This window comes from Anaerobium acetethylicum, from assembly GCF_900096945.1.
GTDB classification, from domain to species: Bacteria; Bacillota; Clostridia; order Lachnospirales; family Lachnospiraceae; genus Anaerobium; species Anaerobium acetethylicum.
In genome coordinates, this window is sequence record NZ_FMKA01000024.1 from 39035 (window position 1) to 56307 (window position 17273).

Below are 17273 nucleotides of genomic sequence, written 5' to 3' on the forward strand. Positions count from 1 at the left end.
TCATTCGCAGCGCGCTCTCGCTTAGATGAAGACGTAGTGGTACGTAGGGCCGCAGAATACGCGGCCCAAATACCAACGTCTTCATAAAGCTGCTCATTAAACAATGTTTTGTATCACTGCGTGTCAGGTGGCGGATGTGCAAATTGACGAAGCCGAGGTTCATGATGTGCTTTTGACGCTCTAATCAATATGATGTTGGGGTCAAATAGCCCCTCTTTAGTACCTTGAAAATTACACACATATATTTTTGACGCTTTCTGTTATAATGGATATATCAGAAAGGCGGTGTTTTATGGCATTCCATACCAATAGTTCACAACAATACTCATTAGCGGATATCACAAATATATTAACAGCTCGTGAGAAAAAAGTATTGGAAAACTCATGGGCCAAAATCTTTGCGGAAGAGATTTTTCCATTTATAGATGAAGGACGTTTTCGTGTGCTTTACTCAACCAGAACCCAATGCCGATCCAATACACCAGTGAATGTCAGCGTTGGCGCACTTATTATTAAGGAACTGTTCCAAATTTCCGATGATGAAGTTGTAGAAAATCTAATGCTTGACCCAAGATATCAGTATGCATTGCATACAACCAGTTATGAAGAACAGCCTCTGAGTGATAAAACACTTTCTCGTTTTAGAAAACGCTGCTATGATTACGAGTCTGCTTATGGGATTGACTTATTGCATGAATGTGTAGCCGATTTAAGCGGTAAGATTGCTAAGATGATGAATATAAATTCCCATATTAAGCGAATGGATTCTCTGATGATTGAAGCAAACATCAAAAATCTTAGCCGTGCAGAGCTACTTTATACCTGTGTAGCAAAACTTGTAGCATACATTCACAAGGAAAACAGAGATGATATTCTGGAAGGTTTGGAGCATTACTATAATCCAAATGATTTCAATCAAACATTTTACTACAATGACAGCACTGGGACGGATGAGCGCACCAATGCTATTCTCCGTGATGCAGATAAACTATTGAAGTTATGCAATTCTGACTATGATACGATTACCGAATATCAACTTTTAATAAGATGCCTTTCTGAACAAACAGTCGTTGAGAATTCAGTACGAAGGCTTCGTAACAAAGAAGATGGTGGATTTTCTTCATCCATGCTTCAAAATCCAACTGATCCAGATGCAACATATCGCGAAAAAGCCGGTAAGAAATATCGCGGCTACGTGGCAAACTTTGAAGAATCCGTCGGCGAAAATGGTTCTGTAGTTACGGATTACCAATTCGAACAAAATACTTATAGTGACAGTCAGTTTCTTAAAGATAATTTACAACAAACAGAACTACAAAAGGAAACTACAATCCTTGTTACAGATGGCGCGTATAGCGGAGCAGAGAACACAAGTCTGGCAGCCGCTAAAAATATCCGATTGGTTACAACTGATTTAACCGGAAGAGATGTACCAGATATTTATGCTGATTTCGAAATGAATAAAGAGGGCACCCTAATTATGAAATGCCCGGCTGGATATTCTCCGAAAAGCTGTTGCTGTTCTAGTAGTAATGGGCATGTGCATGCTTCCTTTTTAAAAGAACTTTGTCTCAACTGTCCACATAAGAATGAATGCAGAGTTAAAATATATAAAAATGTCTGTTCAGTGGATATATCTGCTACAGCACAATATCGTGCTAAAACACGTCGTTACATGAAAACTGATGAACTTAAAGCACTCGCCCGACTACGCAACGGGGTTGAGACCATTCCTTCTATTTTGAGAAGTCAGTATCAGGTAGATCGAATGTCTGTCCGCGGAAAAATCCGGAGTAGATTTTTCTTTGGATGCAAAATTGCAGCATTGAATGTACGTAAGCTATTTACTTTCCGAAATGGCTTGGGACACTATGCGCAAAATTCATTGTTAGCCAGCTGATATAATAAAAAAACAGGCTTATTTAGTGGATGATTAACGATTTATCCTTTTTAAGTAATGTTCTTTTGAAAAATATGTGTGAAATTTTCAAGGTGCTAAAGTATTGGGGGAATAAAAATCCTTAATTGACCCCAACATCATCAATATTAAGGTTTGAAAAATGCAGCGGAATATGGTATAACTGAGATAGATGCAAACGATTGCATATAAATTGCATAAAATTGTATGTGGAAGAGGGGAAGTGCAAAGATGGCTACTTTAAAAGATGTTGCAAAGCTGGCATGCGTGGATGTCAGCACCGTATCCAGGGCGTTGAACAATACCTCTTACGTCCATCCGGAGACTAAGAAAAAGATCTATGCAGCGGTGGAGCGGCTCAGCTATAAACCAAACCTGATTGCGAAAAGCCTGCGGCAGGGCAAACGGAATGCGATCGGCGTCGTGGTTCCGGGTATCAACTTTTCGATTTTCAGTGAAATTGTACAGGGGATAGAACTCGAGGCGCGTAAACTGGGATACAGCATCATGATCTGCAATACCAATGACAATCCGGATTCCGAGGAGGAATGCCTGAACCGCTTCCGTAATGGCCTGGTGGACGGGATCATCATTGCGTCCACAGGACAGAATATGAGGCTCCTGCGGGATATTAGTGCTTCAGGCATTGCAGTCGTCCAGATGGTCAGAAAGCAGGATAAGGAATTCAGCAGCGTGGTGGCGGATTATGATGCATGCGGCTATGAGGGCGTAAAATACTTGTATGCAAAGGGCTGCAGGCATATCGGATTCATAAACGGACCTATGGATATCATACCTTATAAGGAGAGATACAGGGGATATCACAGGGCAATGAAAGAATGCGGATGCGAAGAGATGGTGACAGAATCGACGCAGCATCTGGGGGACTACTTCCAGGATGGATATGCCGGCGTGGCGAAACTGCTGGAGAAAGATCCGGAGCTCGACGCGATTATCGTTGCAGCGGATCTTCAGGGATTAGGCGTGATAAGGGCCCTGAAAGAAAGAAAAATAAAGATTCCGGATGAGATCAAGGTAATGAGCCTTACGGGACATTCTATCGGAAGTATGATGGAAACAACAATGACTTCCATGGAAATGCCGGCTAAAGAGATGGGGGTCCGGCTTACGGGAATGATTGTGGAGCACATCGATGCAGATGCGGACCATCAGCCGAACCGGCAGCATGTAGTATTTGATGCTTCGCTGGTGGAGCGGGAAACGACGTAACAAACGGAATATGTATTGAACTTATGAAAGAATAGTAAATTATAGAAAACAGGAATATGGTTTGTTTGAAAGAAAAAGGATTGCTATCTGCCGCAAGGCAGATAGCAATCCTTTGTTGTAACTATTCAGGACTACGTCCTTCATAGTCACAGATGATCTGAACAGTTCCCCTTTTTTTCAATATTCGTCTTCCCGTCTTCCGAATTCCGGAGATTCAATCCAGTCTTCAGCATGGGTGAGCAGGCGGTCCAATTCTTCTATGAGCTCCAAATGCTTCGTTTCCTGCTGGACCAGGTATTCGAACAGCTTCTTCTCATCATCCGTAGAAGCGCCTGCCAGGAATTCGCTGTACAGATCGATGCTCTTCTTTTCCATTTCGGCAGCTGTCCGGTAGAAAAGCAGCTGAGCATGCTGTTTGCCGCTAACTTCAATGTCTTTTGCGTCAGCAAAAACGTTTTTTGCATCGGCAGGCAGTTTGGAATCCGGGAGTTCATAGGCAAGGTTGCTTTTTTTGCCTTCCAGGATTTCAGCGTGCGTCTTCTCTTCATCTGCCATCAGATTGCAGACTGAATTTAAATGGGTACCTTTGTTAAGTTCTGCCTGTTCACGGTAGTATTTTTCACCATCAAGTTCCATTTGAATTGCAAATTCCAATGTGTTCATAGAAAAATCCTCCTTTTCGTTTATGCAACGCCAGCAATCTGTAATCAGGCGTCTGATGATCCGGCCTGTTCGAAGCCCCGTTTCTGCTTATATTATAGCATAAGAACAGGATATTTAAATGAAAAATTATGGTTTTTGATGATTATAGCCAGATATGCAGAGAGGAGTTCAGTCATTTGTGCAAGGACCTGGGAAATGCAAAGAATAGGAAAAAAGAGTTGTTGAATTTGATTGTTAAATAATAACATAAGTGATAAAATAACTAATATTTGTGTGTGTTTTTTTGTTTGTATATGTTTGATTGAATAAATACAAAAATAGTGTCTTATCAGATCAGGAAGGACGAAGTTCTGAAGCGTTATTATTCAGGTAAGTCCAAAAGGAGAAAACAGGAATATGGGCATCTTATTTACTGGAAATTTATCACCTATGGCAAGTGGCTTTTTTCGAAAAATTGATCAGAACCATAAGATCGTTGTATGTGGAAAGAGCGGCATTAAGGATTTCGGCAATCTGAGCGTGACGCCATACGATTATAACATTGATGAAGCCGAATTTAAGAATATCTTCAAAACTTATAGTTTTAAAACAGTCATTTATATATCGAATACGATAGATGGGGCAATCAAGGCCTTTGACGAACTTGAAAATCTTGAAAATACTCTTTATCTCTGCAGACAGAATAAAGTGACGAATTTTATCTATATTACTGACAATGATTTTGAAGAGGGAACGCATGAAAACAACAGCAATAGCAGCAGATTCATCCTGCAGCAGGCCTGTGAAAGCCTGTGCCGGAATTCGTCAAAGGAATACGGCATCAATCTTACGCTGGTCAGAGTACCCTATATATATAACACGGAGATGAATGTGAAGCCGCATCTGTTTTCCCAATTGGGAATATGGGTAAATGCAGCTGTCCTTGAGAAGAAGATTGCGTTCCCGGGAAATCCGGATGATGAGGTGGATTTTCTCTGGGATGAAGACCTTGGCATCTTGCTGGACAGGATACTGGACGATCCGCCTAAAGGATATCTGGAGATGAACATTGCTGGAAGAAATGGAATGACTTATCATCAGCTGTCAGAAATGATCAGGAGTCACGTAGCTGATATAGAGGTGAGCTATATTCATAAAAGAATTGCCATACCACAATATGCTAAGGGACCGGAAGCAAGGCAAAAATACGGATGGTTTCCTGTTGGCAGCCTGGATGAGCAGCTTCCGGGAATGATTGCATCATGCAGAAGCCAGTACAAGAAGAGAAAGAGTTTTTTATTTGGAGCGAATACGAAAGTAAAGGATGTGCTGTCAGTATCTATTGAGCTGATTTTCTTTTTTGCGCTTACAACATACCTGGATTATTGGACAGCAGATAATGCGCAGATTGGTTTTTTGGATTTCCGGCTCATTTTCGTTGTAGTAATGGGGGTTCTGAGGGGGCTGGATATCGGTATGCTGGCCGCTGCAGCTGCATGTATCGGTTATGTTTTCAGTGCAACGGTTGAACTGCAATGGCAGATCGTCTTCTATAACGTGCAGAACTGGCTGCCTTTTGCGGCTTATTTTCTGGCAGGTTCCGTTTCCGGATATACAAGCGATAAAAGCAATGATGCCATCAGATTTTTAAAGCAGGAGCAGGAGGTTTTGGAACAGAAATATATATTTCTCAGTGAATTATATATGAAGGCATTGGAAAATAAGGATGCATTCAACAGCCAGATTATCGGGTATAAAAACAGTTATGGAAGAATTTATGAGGTGACGAAAAAACTGGAATCCACCATTCCGGAACAGATATTCTACGAAGCCGTTCAAGTTCTGGAGGACGTTCTGGAGAATTGTTATGTAGCAATCTATTCCGTTAAGGAAGACAGTGATTATGCCAGACTGAATGTCTGCTCAAAGGCTCTTCATACCGTATTGCAGAAGTCTGTCAGGATTTCTGATTATCCGGAAATGATGGACAGGCTGAATGCGGATAAAACGTGGATAAATACAAAATGTCTGCCTGATTATCCAGCCTATGCGATCGCAATCACCCATAATAAAAAAATAGCAGGCCTGATATGTCTGCAGTATGCGGAGGACAGGCAGATGAACCTCGACTTTTCAAACAGGTTCAAAATAGTTTCCGGGCTGATCAAGAATTCTCTGATCAGGGCCATTGAGAGAAGGGAACAGGCAGAATGCGGAACCATGATTCCTAATACCAGGATACTCAGGAAAGAACATTTCCAGAAGGTGCTGGAAGTGAAGCGGCAGATGAAGGAAAAGGAAATATCGGAATATCTGCTGATCAGACTTTTTAATACGGGCAGAAAATTAACGGAATTAAGCGATACGGTTTCGAAGATGGTAAGGGATAATGATATCATCGGATTAGGGGAAGATGAGCAGGTATATCTGATCCTTTCCCAAACGAACAGCGGCTATCTTTCTGTCATTGCAGAGAGGCTTCAAAAAAATCAAATCCAGTTTGAACTGGTTCATTCTTAACTGGTTGAAGGGAATAGTATGACTTTGTGGCTGATTTTTGGAATGCATATGTTCATATGCATTCTCGTATATATATTTATGAGAAAAAGAATATTTCATACCGGCAGTCTAATTATGCCGATGGTGGTCCTGATTCCATTCTGGGGGTTCTGCGCATTGCTGATTGAAGAGTGCATCATAAGAAGAAAAAAAATGGGAACAAAGACGGTCGGCATCGAAAAGCTGAACCTGAGAGACCAGAAATACAGGCGGATTGAGGTGGAAAAGACTGAAAAGAAAACGGTAACGGTTCCTTTAGAAGAGGCCATGCTGATCAATGATGCAAAAACACGTCGCTCCCTGATGCTCGATATCCTGCATAAGAATCCGAATGAGTATGTGCATATGCTGAAAAGGGTAAGTTTAAGCGATGACACGGAATTGACCCATTATGCGACTACGACGATTATGGAGATACAAAGCGATTTTGAAAAGCAAATTAGGAAAAGCTATTTACAGTTGAAAAAATGTCCGGAAGACTGGGAGCTTCTGGAGGGTTATATAAATCTGCTTCAGAATTATATAGATTCCGGGCTGATTTCCGGAAACATACTTTTAATACAGAGAAGCAAACTGAAAAAGGCCTTAGAGAAAGCGCTTGAAGGAGCTCCCGATGAAAAGAGGATATACCTGCTGTTTATAGAAAATGAACTTGCAGCAGGCCAGTATGCCGGAATTGAAGGGATGCTGAAGACTGCGAAGGCCAGATGGCCCGAGGAAGAAAAGATATATATGCTTTATTTGAATTATTACAGGAATTCTGGTAAAGGAGTCGAAATCAGGCAACTTTTTAAGGAAATCCAGGAAAACAAAATATATCTGTCAAGAAAAGGGAAAGAATGGTTCGGCTTTTGGAACGCAGAGGTGAATTAAATCATGAAAACGAATTCCTTTAAAATTATATGGTCACTGCTTGCGCTGGCAATCTGCGGGCTGGTCCTTCTTGCTGAAAGAAAGGGAATTGCAGGCGGGGAGAAGCAGGATATTCAAAGTGTAAAAACGGAAATGGAAGAAACTACCGTCTATTCGGGCGCTGTCGATGCAGGGAAGGACTGTCTGCTTATCATGGATTCGGCAGTTGAGACCAGCGTTGTATTTGAGGAAAGCATGTCCTATATCCTTGAGAGCCTGTCGGTAGGCTATGATGTTGTGGATCTGGAAAAGGAGACCCTCCCGGAATTGGGACCATATCAGACGGTGGTACTTGCAGTTTCAGATCTGTCACATCTGAAAGAGGATATCGTCAAGATAAGCGATTGGGTAAAAAATGGCGGAAGACTTATGAATACGGATACCTATGAGCCAAATAGCTACTTTCAGATTCTGTCTGGAAAAATGGGGATCAGTGAAGGGGGAAATGGGTTTACGACAGTTTCGAAAATTCATGTTGAAGATGGATTTATGATTGGAGGCGGCAGGGACTTCGATTTTGGAGAAAGCACCGGGTATGCCATTGTTGTACAGCTTGATGACGAATGTAAGGTGCTGGTTGATTCGGCAGACAGTGGTGTTCCGCTTCTGTGGGAGAGAGAGTATGGAGAAGGCAGATTCGTAGTTATGAATATGGGTGAAACCGGAAAGATTAACAGAGGCTTTCTGACGGCGGCATATAGCCTGCTCCAGGACGCTTTTGCATATCCGGTTATTAATGCATCGGCCTACTATATTGATGATTTCCCGGCACCGGTTCCTGACGGACAGAACGAGTACATCACAAAGGATTACCAGACAAGCATCAAGGATTTTTATATGAATATCTGGCTGCCGACAGTGCTGGAGTGGGAAGAAAAATACGGCATCGTCCATACCGGAATGATTGTAGAAACTTACTCGGATCGGGTAAAGGGACCATTCGAAGAGCAGGCGGAGTCAGAAAAATTTGAATTATATGGTAATCTGCTTTTGAACAACGGTGGAGAATTAGGTCTTCACGGCTATAATCATATGCCCCTTTGTATGGAAGGGTTTAATTATCTTGGGCTTTATGACGGTTACAGGCTGTGGCCAGATGAAGATGAGATGAAAGCTTCATTGGAAGAACTGTTAAGATTTTCACAGGAGCTGTTTCCATATGAAAAATTTTCGGTTTATGTACCGCCGTCCAATATCCTGTCGGAAGAGGGGCGGAAGATGATTGCAGACTATTTTCCGGATATCACGACCATATCCAGTGTCTATCTGCCATCAGCCGGTGGTTGTGAATACATACAGGAATTCGGGGTTGGAGAGGACGGCCTGATTGATACGCCAAGAATTGTCTCAGGATGTATTATTGATAGCTATATGGAGCTGGCGGCCTTTTCAGAACTGAATTTTCACTATGTGCAGTCCCATTTCCTGCATCAGGATGATGCACTGGATGCAGAGAGGGGCGCTGATCTGGGATGGGAAGAGTTGAGCAGGAGGTTCGAGGATTATCTGGGCTGGATCGGCGACTCAGCACCGGACATCAGGAACGTTACAGGAAGCCAGATGGGACAGGCGGTCGAACAGTATGACAAGCTGTCGGTGAAACAATCCTATGGCGATCGTGAGCTGCATATCGAGCTAGGTGGATTTTCAAAGGAAGCGTATCTGATGCTGCGTCTTAACCAGGGCAGGATTGGCACCATTGATGGCGGAGAATATGAACATATAGAAGGGAATCTGTATCTGATACATGCGCTTCAGGATGAGGTTACCATTACCTGGTGAGGCTGAAACAGAAGGATCACTGCAGCATGGCAGGAGGCAGACTCGGGAACGGGAGGAATAATTTGAAGGTTTGTTTGATATTAGAAGGAAGCTATCCATATGTTTACGGGGGTGTGTCCAGCTGGACCCATCAATATATTCAGGCAATGCCGGATGTGGAATTCATATTGTGGTGCATTGCCGCAAAAGCAGAGGAAAGAGGAAAGTTTAAATTCCAGATACCCGGGAATGTCACGGAAATACATGAGGTATTTCTGGATGATGCGTTGAAAATGAAGGCATCCGGAAGAAATAAAGTGAAGCTCAGGGAATGTGAAGCAGAGGAACTTGAAAAGCTTCTGGAGTGCAGAAGCCTGAACTGGGATACCTTGTTTGAACTTTTTCAGAATAAGCGGATGAAACCCATGGCGCTTATGACGAGCCTTGAATTTTGGAATATATTAGAAAACATATGTCTGAAAAAATATCCGTTCGCAGCATTTTCGGATTTTTTTCATACTGTCCGTTCTATGCTGCTTCCGGAACTGTTCCTGATGACAAAAGAAGTTCCCGAAGCAGATATTTATCATGCGACCGCAACCGGCTATAGCGGACTGCTTGGCAGCATGGGAAAATGGAAGTATGGAAAGCCGTTTATACTTACGGAGCATGGTATTTATACGAGAGAGCGTGAGGAAGAAATCCTCCGTGCAAAATGGGTGATTCCATATTATAAGCAGCAATGGATTGATCTGTTTTATACCTTCTCGGACTGCGCCTATAGCCATGCAGATGTAATCACTGCCCTTTTTGAGAGGGCGAACCGGATTCAGGAGGATCTGGGCTGCAATCCGCAAAAATTAAGGGTACTGCCTAACGGCGTCCATTATGACAGGTTTTCGGGAATTCCTGTGAAAAAAAAGGATGGATATATCGATATAGGAGCAGTAGTGCGTATTGCCAAAATAAAGGATATCAAGACCATGATTTATGCGTTCGCAGAACTGAAGATTTCCCTGCCAGAGTCCAGGCTTCATATCATGGGGGATGTGGATGATGAAGAATATTTCACAGAATGCAGGCAGCTGGTACAGCAGCTGGGAACAGAAGACATAATATTTACCGGAGTTGTGAATGTAATCGAATATATGGAGAAATTTGATTTTACAATTCTTACAAGCATATCAGAAGGGCAGCCGCTGTCAGTTCTGGAATCTTTCGCAGCAAAAAGGCCATGCGTAGTGACAGATGTGGGGTGCTGCAGGGAACTGATCGACGGAAGCCGCGAAGATGCCATAGGAGCGGCGGGAATATGTGTGGCGCCAATGAATAAGGAGGCACTTACCCATGCCATGTACCGGATGGCAACGGACGAAAATATGAGAATGAACATGGGTGAAGCGGGTCAGGAGAGGGTCCGCAGATATTATACCCACGAGAGCAGCATGAGCCGTTATAAAGAATTGTATAAAGAGGTGGTATAGATGGCAGGCATTGGATTTGAACTGAAAAAACTGTTTCAAAAAAAGGGCATATTTGCTCTTTTGAAGGCATATGGATATGCAGGCATTGTGTGTACCGGTCCCATGATTCTTGGCATCCTGCTGCTTCTTGGCGTGCGTATTTTAGCGGCCTATGGAGGCGCGGATGAACATAGCCAGGAGCTGCTTAACTGCATGATTACCTATACCCTTCTGGCATCCCTTGCGGTGTCAAGCATGTTTTCCATGGTGACCACCAGGTTTATCGCAGATGCCCTTTATGAGGAGAAAAATGAACTGGTTATGCCGAGCTTTCACGGCAGCGTTTCCATCATGCTTGGAATCGGAAGCGTTCTTTACGGAATCTTCCTTTGGAACGCAGGAATTTCGATAACCGATCAGCTGCTCTGCCTGATTCTGTTCGGGGAACTGGTCGTGGTCTGGACTGAAATCAATTACCTGACTGCCATCAAGGATTACCAGAATATTCTTCTGACCTTCTTCTTCTCTCTGTCAGCGGCGCTGCTGGCGGGCTATGTTCTGATTGTGAACGGCCAGCCGCCCATTCCTTCCCTTTTATGCACCATGACATTAGGGTACGGCATTATGATGGTATGGTACTACTCGCTGCTGCTTCAGTATTTCCCGAAAGGAGCAGGAAGTTCCTTCCATTTTCTGAAATGGATCGACCGTTGTCCGGCGCTGGCTGTGCTGGGAATACTTATGGTATCAGGATTGTTCGCCCATCTGGTCCTGATGTGGTTCAGCCCCGTAGGGATTCAGATCCAGGGCTCTTTTTACGGGGCCCCGTCCTATGATATTCCAGCATTGTTTGCGTTCCTTTCCATATTGATCACGACGATCAATTTTGTAACCTCAGTGGAAGTGAATTTTTATCCAAAATACCGCAACTGCTTCAGTCTTTTTAATGACGGCGGTTCCCTGACTGATATTCTGCAGGCTGAAGAGGAAATGAAGGTGACCCTCGTAAAAGAGCTGGAATACACGTTTACGAAGCAGGTGTTTACAACCATTGTCTTTATTATAGGAGGAACCATTCTCCTGCCCAGGATTCCGATGAGTTTTTCAGACGAAACATTGGGAATCTACAGAGTACTCTGTGTCGGATATGCTTTTTATGCAATAGGGAACTGTATTATGCTCATACAATTGTATTTTGCCGATAACAGGGGGGCTTTGGTCAGCGGAACGCTGTTTGCGGCATTCAGCATCCTGGGGACCGTGCTTCTGATGAATGGAAGCATCCGGTATTATGGGTTTGGCTTTATGGCAGGAGGCGCTGCCTTCTCTGTGTATGCTTTGCTGAGGCTCGGCAGCTATCTGCAGAAGCTGGGGTACCATGTTCTCTGCCGCCAGCCAGTCGTGTTTCGGGAAAAAAGAACGTTTATTACTGATCTGAGTGAATATCTGGATCGAAGATATGAAAATAAATATTTGAAAGGAGAAAATGCCTGTGTGGAAAAATAAAGGATGCAGCCTGCTGTTGTGTGTGCTGTCATGTGCTGCCGTTCTGTCAGGCTGTTCATTCGTGATGGATGACAGCAGCGATGAAAAGGCGCAGATCCAGTCAAATGGCTCCGATTATGTTAAAAAGGAATCTTCAGCAGGTACAGCCATCAAAGATAATGACATGCTGTATGTGAATGATGAGGATACGTCCGTCGTCACCATGTATCTTACGGTGAGACAGGGGAATGCAGCAGAAAATACGAATCATACATGGGAGGAGCTGAACGGGCACTCTGTCTATTATTATGAGGATCTGGGCATTGAACGCTATCAGGTCGAGGGCATTCTTCAGGCAGGAAACGAAAACGGACCGGTTGCCGGAGAGCTGGGATATGGCGCCATGATTCCGAATGCGATCGTCAGCATTCGCGGGCAGTCATCCTCGGCAGCAGCGGTGAAGTCCTATAAAATCGAAATCAAAGATGGAAAGGGAGCGTGGAGGGAGCAGCAGACAATCAACCTGAATAAGCATGTCTATGACGGAGTCGGCTTCAGGAATAAACTCTGCTATGACCTGATGGAAGAGCTGCCGGGAATGATAAGCCTCAGGACCCAGTTCGTGCACTTGTATGTAAAGGATGAAACAGCAGGGGCAGATACGGGATTTGTAGATTATGGTCTGTATACGCAGGTGGAACAGCCCAATAAGACATTCCTTGAAAATCACGGGCTGGACCGCTTCGGTCATCTCTATAAGCTGAATGTATTCGAATTCTACAGATACGAGGATCTGATCAAGTTGAAAAGCGATGCCGGTTATGATGAGGCGGCATTCAATGAAATTCTTGAGAGCAAAGGAAATGACGACCACAGCAAATTAATAGAAATGCTGGAGGACGTCAACAACTATGCAAAACCGGTCGAGGAAGTGTTTGGAAAATGGTTTGATGAAGAGAACTTCTTCTCGTGGATGGCATTCCATATCCTGGTTGGAAATACGGACACCCAGTCAAGAAACACACTGATGTACAGCCCCACGAATCTGGATAAATGGTATTTCATATCCTGGGACAACGACGGTGCGCTGAAGCTGACGCAGGAGAAACTGGATAATGCTGCAGTCGAGAATGGGTGGCAGTATGGCGTAAGCAATTACTGGGGTAATATACTGATCCAGAGGGTGCTGAAATCCGATGACTACCGTCAGAAGCTGGAGGATAAAATCGAAGAGTACCGGGGATTGCTGGCAGAAGAGAAGCTGGCAGAGATGATAACGGGGTATAGCACCCTGGTCAGGGAATATAAGAACCAGCTGCCCGATAAGATGACAAGCAGACTGACAGATCAGGAATATCTTCAGGTATGTGAGGGAATGCCAAAAGAGATTGAAGAGAATTATCAGCTGTATAAGGAGAGCCTGGAATCACCCATGCCTTTTTATATCGGCGCTCCCACATTGCAGGACGGAGGGTTTCTCTATTCGTGGGATAACGCTTACGATTTTGATGATGAAATGATAACCTATACATTCGAACTTGCGAAAGACTATACTTTTGAGAACCCTGTCATAAGACAGGAAGGCATTGCAGTTCCTGGATATCAGACAGACAGACTGGAGCCGGGCCAGTATTTCATACGGATAACGGCTGAAAACGAATCTGGTTACAGGCAGCACGCCTTTGACTATTACAGAACTGATGAAGGAGTTGAATACGGTATAAAATGCTTTTATGTACTGGAAGACGGCAGCATAGAGGGGGATACCTATGAAAAATGAGAATAGTCCAAATTATCGCCATGAACTCAAATTCCGCATCAGTGAACTGGAGAAGGCAAAGATCATTGCCAGGATTGCAGATATCGTAAGCCTGGATACCAATGCGGTAAACGGCCAGTATATGATCAGGAGCCTCTATTTCGATGATATCTGGAACAGCGCATATGAAGAAAAGATGTCTGGAATCGCAAGCAGGAGAAAATACAGGATCCGCGTGTACAATTGCAGCGACGGGCAGATCAAATTAGAGAAAAAGAGCAAACAGGGCAATTATATCTGTAAGGAAGCAGCGAATCTCAGCCGGGAGGAAGCTGACAAGATACTTGCAGGCGATTATGTTTTTCTAAGACGCCGTGAGGAAGCCCTCTGCAGGGAGTTTTATGCCGAATGCATGACAAGCGTCATGCGGCCGAAGGTGATTGTCGATTATGAAAGGATTCCCTATGTATATGAGGCAGGCACAGTAAGGATCACCTTTGATATGAACGTCCGGGCAGGAATGCTGAGCTATGACCTGTTCGACAAGTCCCTGCCTGCCATCGGGGTCCTGACTCCGGAAGAGCTGATTATGGAGGTGAAATATACCGAATTTCTTCCCCAGATCATCAGAAATATTCTGCCGCCGGAGAACAGTGAATTGACGGCAGCATCCAAATACGTGCTATGCTATGAAAAAAAATATGGGATAATAAGCTGAAAAAGCGAAAAAACAAATGGAGGAACAGGAAGTAATGAGTGTTGAAGAAATGATTAAGAAATCCATCCTGGAATCGGATATGTACAACCAGACAATCAGCCTGGGAACCGTACTGACGATTCTGATAGATATGACTGCAGCCCTGTTGATGGGTTTTTTGATTTACTTTATTTATAAGAAGTTTTACAAAGGAGTGGTTTTCAGCAGGAACTTTGCCATAACATTAGTCGGAATGACGGTTCTGACATGTATGGTCACGCTGGCCATCAGCACGAATATCGTGATCTCCCTTGGTATGGTAGGTGCATTATCCATAGTGCGCTACCGTACGGCCGTAAAGGAGCCGCTAGACCTGCTTTATATGTTTTGGGCAATCACTACCGGGATCACAATCGGCGCCAGCATGTACATACTGGCTGCAATGGGGGCTGTTTTTGTAATTGGAATGATCTGGATTTTATGTAACGGCAGTCAAAAAGGGAATATCTTTATCATGATCGTCCATTATGCGGGTGATGAAACGGGCGATGAGATTTTCAGGAAGCTGGCGAAAATGAAATATTTTGTGAAATCGAAGACCATGCGTAACGATGAGATTGAATTGACAGTGCAGGTTTCGGGCAGGCAGGATAATCTTCATTTTACTGAGACCATACGATCAATTCCACAGGTCAGGGATCTGACCCTGATACAATACAATGGGGAGTATAATGGATAAAAAGAAAAGGGTGGCATTGACAGACCCGGTATATATGAGAGGGGGCATTCCGTGTGTTGCGGAATGCCCCCTCTCATGATGTGCGCCCGGCGGGCGCACGTTCCAACGGTGGTGATATGATATCTTAAGCCAGAATAGCCTTGTCGCTGTCGAACTCTTTTCCGGAAACGACTTCGAACTGATGCATCAGATCGGCTACGGTGAGCTTTTTCTTTTCCTCGCCCTTGATGTCCAGGATGACCCGGCCCTCGTGCATCATGATCAGACGGTTGCCGTGGGCAATGGCGTCCTTCATGTTGTGGGTAACCATCAGTGCAGTCAGGTGGTTTTCAGCAATCACCTGATCCGTTACGCGGAGTACTTTTTCAGCGGTTTTTGGATCCAGTGCAGCGGTATGTTCGTCCAGGAGCAGCAGCTTCGGCTGCTGCAGAGTAGCCATCAGCAGGGTAAGCGCCTGGCGCTGGCCGCCGGAGAGCAGTCCTACTTTGGAGGTCAGACGGTCTTCCAGTCCGAGATCCAGGATTTTCAGCAGTTCGCGGTACTTATCCTTTTCCTGTTTGTGGATTCCCCAGCTCAGGGTACGGCTTTTGCCGCGGCGTGCAGCCAGGGCAAGATTTTCCTGAATTTCCATTGTGGCAGCTGTTCCGGTCATGGGGTCCTGGAAAACGCGGCCAAGGTAAGCGGCCCTTTTATGCTCGGGCAGTCCTGTGATGTTCTTCTTGTCCAGGAGGATGATGCCCTGATCCACCGGCCAGACGCCTGCAACAGCATTCAGAGTGGTGGATTTTCCTGCGCCGTTGCCGCCGATGATGGTGCAGAAATCACCTGCATCCAGATGGAGGTTGACGCCATTCAGAGCGACTTTCTCGTTGATGGTGCCGGGATTGAATGTCTTGTGAACGTCGATAATCTGTAACATACTACTGTACCTCCTTGTTGTTCAGTGCTTTTAAGGCAGCCGCAGATGCCTTTGCAGTGCGGGCAAAAGAGCTTTTCCGTCTGCTCTGGAGGTAAGGGACCGCCAGGAAAACAGCAACGATGATTGCGGTGAACAGTTTCAGATCATTGGAATTCAGTTTCAGCCAGAGGACGATGCCTACGACGATATAGTAGATGACACCGCCGAGTACTACAAAGATCAGGCGGAATGCAAAATTCATATGTTTTCTGAGTAAGGCGTCACCGAACACTTCGCCGATGATAACGGCAGCCAGACCGATGACGATGGAACCACGGCCCATGTTGATGTCGGCAAAGCCCTGGTACTGGGCCATCAGACCGCCTCCCAGGCAGACGATGCCGTTGGAAAGGGCCAGCGCCAATACTTTTGTGAAGTTGATATTGATGCCGTTTGCCTTGCTCATTGCCTGGTTACAGCCGGTGGCCCTGATGGAGCTGCCCTGTTCTGTTCCGAAATACCAGTAAAGGACTGCGATCAGGATGGCAGCGAAGAGGCTGCCCACAAGAATTGCTTTTGAAACATTCATCAGGGAAATCAGGAGATCATACTTCTGTACGCTGATCGCCTGGTTTGCAGCCATGCCCATAATGTGCAGGTTGACGGAGTAAAGGGCGATCTGAGTCAGAATGCCCGCCAGGATCGGAGGGATTCCAAGAGCGGTATGCAGCAGCCCTGTGACTGTACCGGCAGCCATACCAGCGATCACTGCGATCAATAAAGCGACGGGGATTGGAAGACCGGACAAGGTCAGCATAACCGTAATGGCACCGCCGGTTGCGAAAGAACCGTCGACGGTCAGGTCGGCAAAATCCAGCAGACGGAAGGTGACATAGACGCCGAGCGCCATAATGCCCCAGATAAGGCCCTGTGCGATGCAGCCGGGCAGGGCATTCAATAGATTGAGGGGATTGAGGGAAACAAAATAACTCATTCTTTTTTTCTCCTTATTTTAGTGAAGTAAGTGGCTCAGCAGTTTTACAAACCGATAGAGCGGTTGATTGTTGAAATCATATAACGGGATGCCGAAAGATTACGACACCCCGTTATTCTATATACTTTCTCGGAATCTCTAGCCCTTATTCTATAAGGGGTTCAACTCCTTTATTTTTAAAATCACCCACTTTTTCACCGAAAAAACTTGACAAAT

13 protein-coding genes are annotated in these 17273 nt (G+C 44.7%); 10 read left to right on the top strand and 3 right to left on the bottom strand.

The annotated features are described in order from the left end of the window. Window positions 1–292 precede the first annotated feature (292 nt). Window positions 293–1900: a transposase gene (locus tag BJR36_RS14890; RefSeq protein WP_091235804.1), complete on the top strand. Its 1608-nt coding sequence runs from the start codon at window positions 293–295 to the stop codon at window positions 1898–1900. A gap of 249 nt (window positions 1901–2149) precedes the next feature. Beyond that, window positions 2150–3148: a LacI family DNA-binding transcriptional regulator gene (locus BJR36_RS14895; protein ID WP_091235805.1), complete on the top strand. Its 999-nt coding sequence runs from the start codon at window positions 2150–2152 to the stop codon at window positions 3146–3148. A gap of 177 nt (window positions 3149–3325) precedes the next feature. On the opposite strand, the gene BJR36_RS14900 is transcribed toward BJR36_RS14895, so the two are convergent. Then, window positions 3326–3811, bottom strand: coding sequence for a ferritin-like domain-containing protein (locus BJR36_RS14900; protein ID WP_091235806.1), 486 nt, complete (start codon window positions 3809–3811; stop codon window positions 3326–3328). A gap of 396 nt (window positions 3812–4207) precedes the next feature. Here BJR36_RS14900 and BJR36_RS14905 point away from each other — a divergent pair, with 396 nt between their 5' ends. From BJR36_RS14905 to BJR36_RS14940, 8 genes are all read left to right on the top strand, one after another. After that, complete coding sequence (locus tag BJR36_RS14905; protein WP_091235808.1) at window positions 4208–6310, top strand: NAD-dependent epimerase/dehydratase family protein; 2103 nt, start codon at window positions 4208–4210, stop codon at window positions 6308–6310. A 78-nt stretch (window positions 6311–6388) separates the two neighbouring features. Then, window positions 6389–7222, top strand: a complete 834-nt coding sequence (locus tag BJR36_RS14910) for a tetratricopeptide repeat protein (protein WP_169823723.1) — start codon at window positions 6389–6391, stop codon at window positions 7220–7222. A 3-nt stretch (window positions 7223–7225) separates the two neighbouring features. Further along, the gene (locus BJR36_RS14915) at window positions 7226–9043 is read left to right on the top strand and encodes a DUF2194 domain-containing protein (protein ID WP_091235811.1); all 1818 of its coding nucleotides are present in this window, start codon (window positions 7226–7228) and stop codon (window positions 9041–9043) included. Between the two features lie 62 nt (window positions 9044–9105). Beyond that, window positions 9106–10506 (top strand): GT4 family glycosyltransferase PelF, encoded by a 1401-nt coding sequence (gene pelF / locus BJR36_RS14920; protein ID WP_091235826.1) that lies wholly within the window; start codon window positions 9106–9108, stop codon window positions 10504–10506. Beyond that, window positions 10507–11991: an exopolysaccharide Pel transporter PelG gene (gene pelG / locus BJR36_RS14925; protein WP_091235812.1), complete on the top strand. Its 1485-nt coding sequence runs from the start codon at window positions 10507–10509 to the stop codon at window positions 11989–11991. Further along, window positions 11978–13750, top strand: coding sequence for a CotH kinase family protein (locus BJR36_RS14930; protein ID WP_169823724.1), 1773 nt, complete (start codon window positions 11978–11980; stop codon window positions 13748–13750). Before pelG ends, BJR36_RS14930 begins: the two co-directional genes overlap by 14 nt. Beyond that, a complete protein-coding gene (locus tag BJR36_RS14935; RefSeq protein ID WP_091235815.1) occupies window positions 13740–14447 on the top strand; it encodes a polyphosphate polymerase domain-containing protein in 708 nt (235 codons plus the stop codon). The genes BJR36_RS14930 and BJR36_RS14935 overlap by 11 nt, the downstream gene beginning before the upstream one ends. A 34-nt stretch (window positions 14448–14481) precedes the next feature. Continuing rightward, window positions 14482–15165 (top strand): DUF4956 domain-containing protein, encoded by a 684-nt coding sequence (locus BJR36_RS14940; RefSeq protein WP_091235817.1) that lies wholly within the window; start codon window positions 14482–14484, stop codon window positions 15163–15165. Window positions 15166–15289: 124 nt separating this feature from the next. On the opposite strand, the gene BJR36_RS14945 is transcribed toward BJR36_RS14940, so the two are convergent. Together BJR36_RS14945 and BJR36_RS14950 are read right to left on the bottom strand one after the other, a co-directional pair. Then, on the bottom strand, window positions 15290–16084 hold the full coding sequence (locus tag BJR36_RS14945) for an ABC transporter ATP-binding protein (protein WP_091235818.1): 795 nt from the start codon (window positions 16082–16084) through the stop codon (window positions 15290–15292). Window position 16085: 1 nt separating this feature from the next. After that, complete coding sequence (locus BJR36_RS14950; RefSeq protein WP_091235819.1) at window positions 16086–17057, bottom strand: ABC transporter permease; 972 nt, start codon at window positions 17055–17057, stop codon at window positions 16086–16088. Between the last annotated feature and the right edge of the window lie 216 nt (window positions 17058–17273).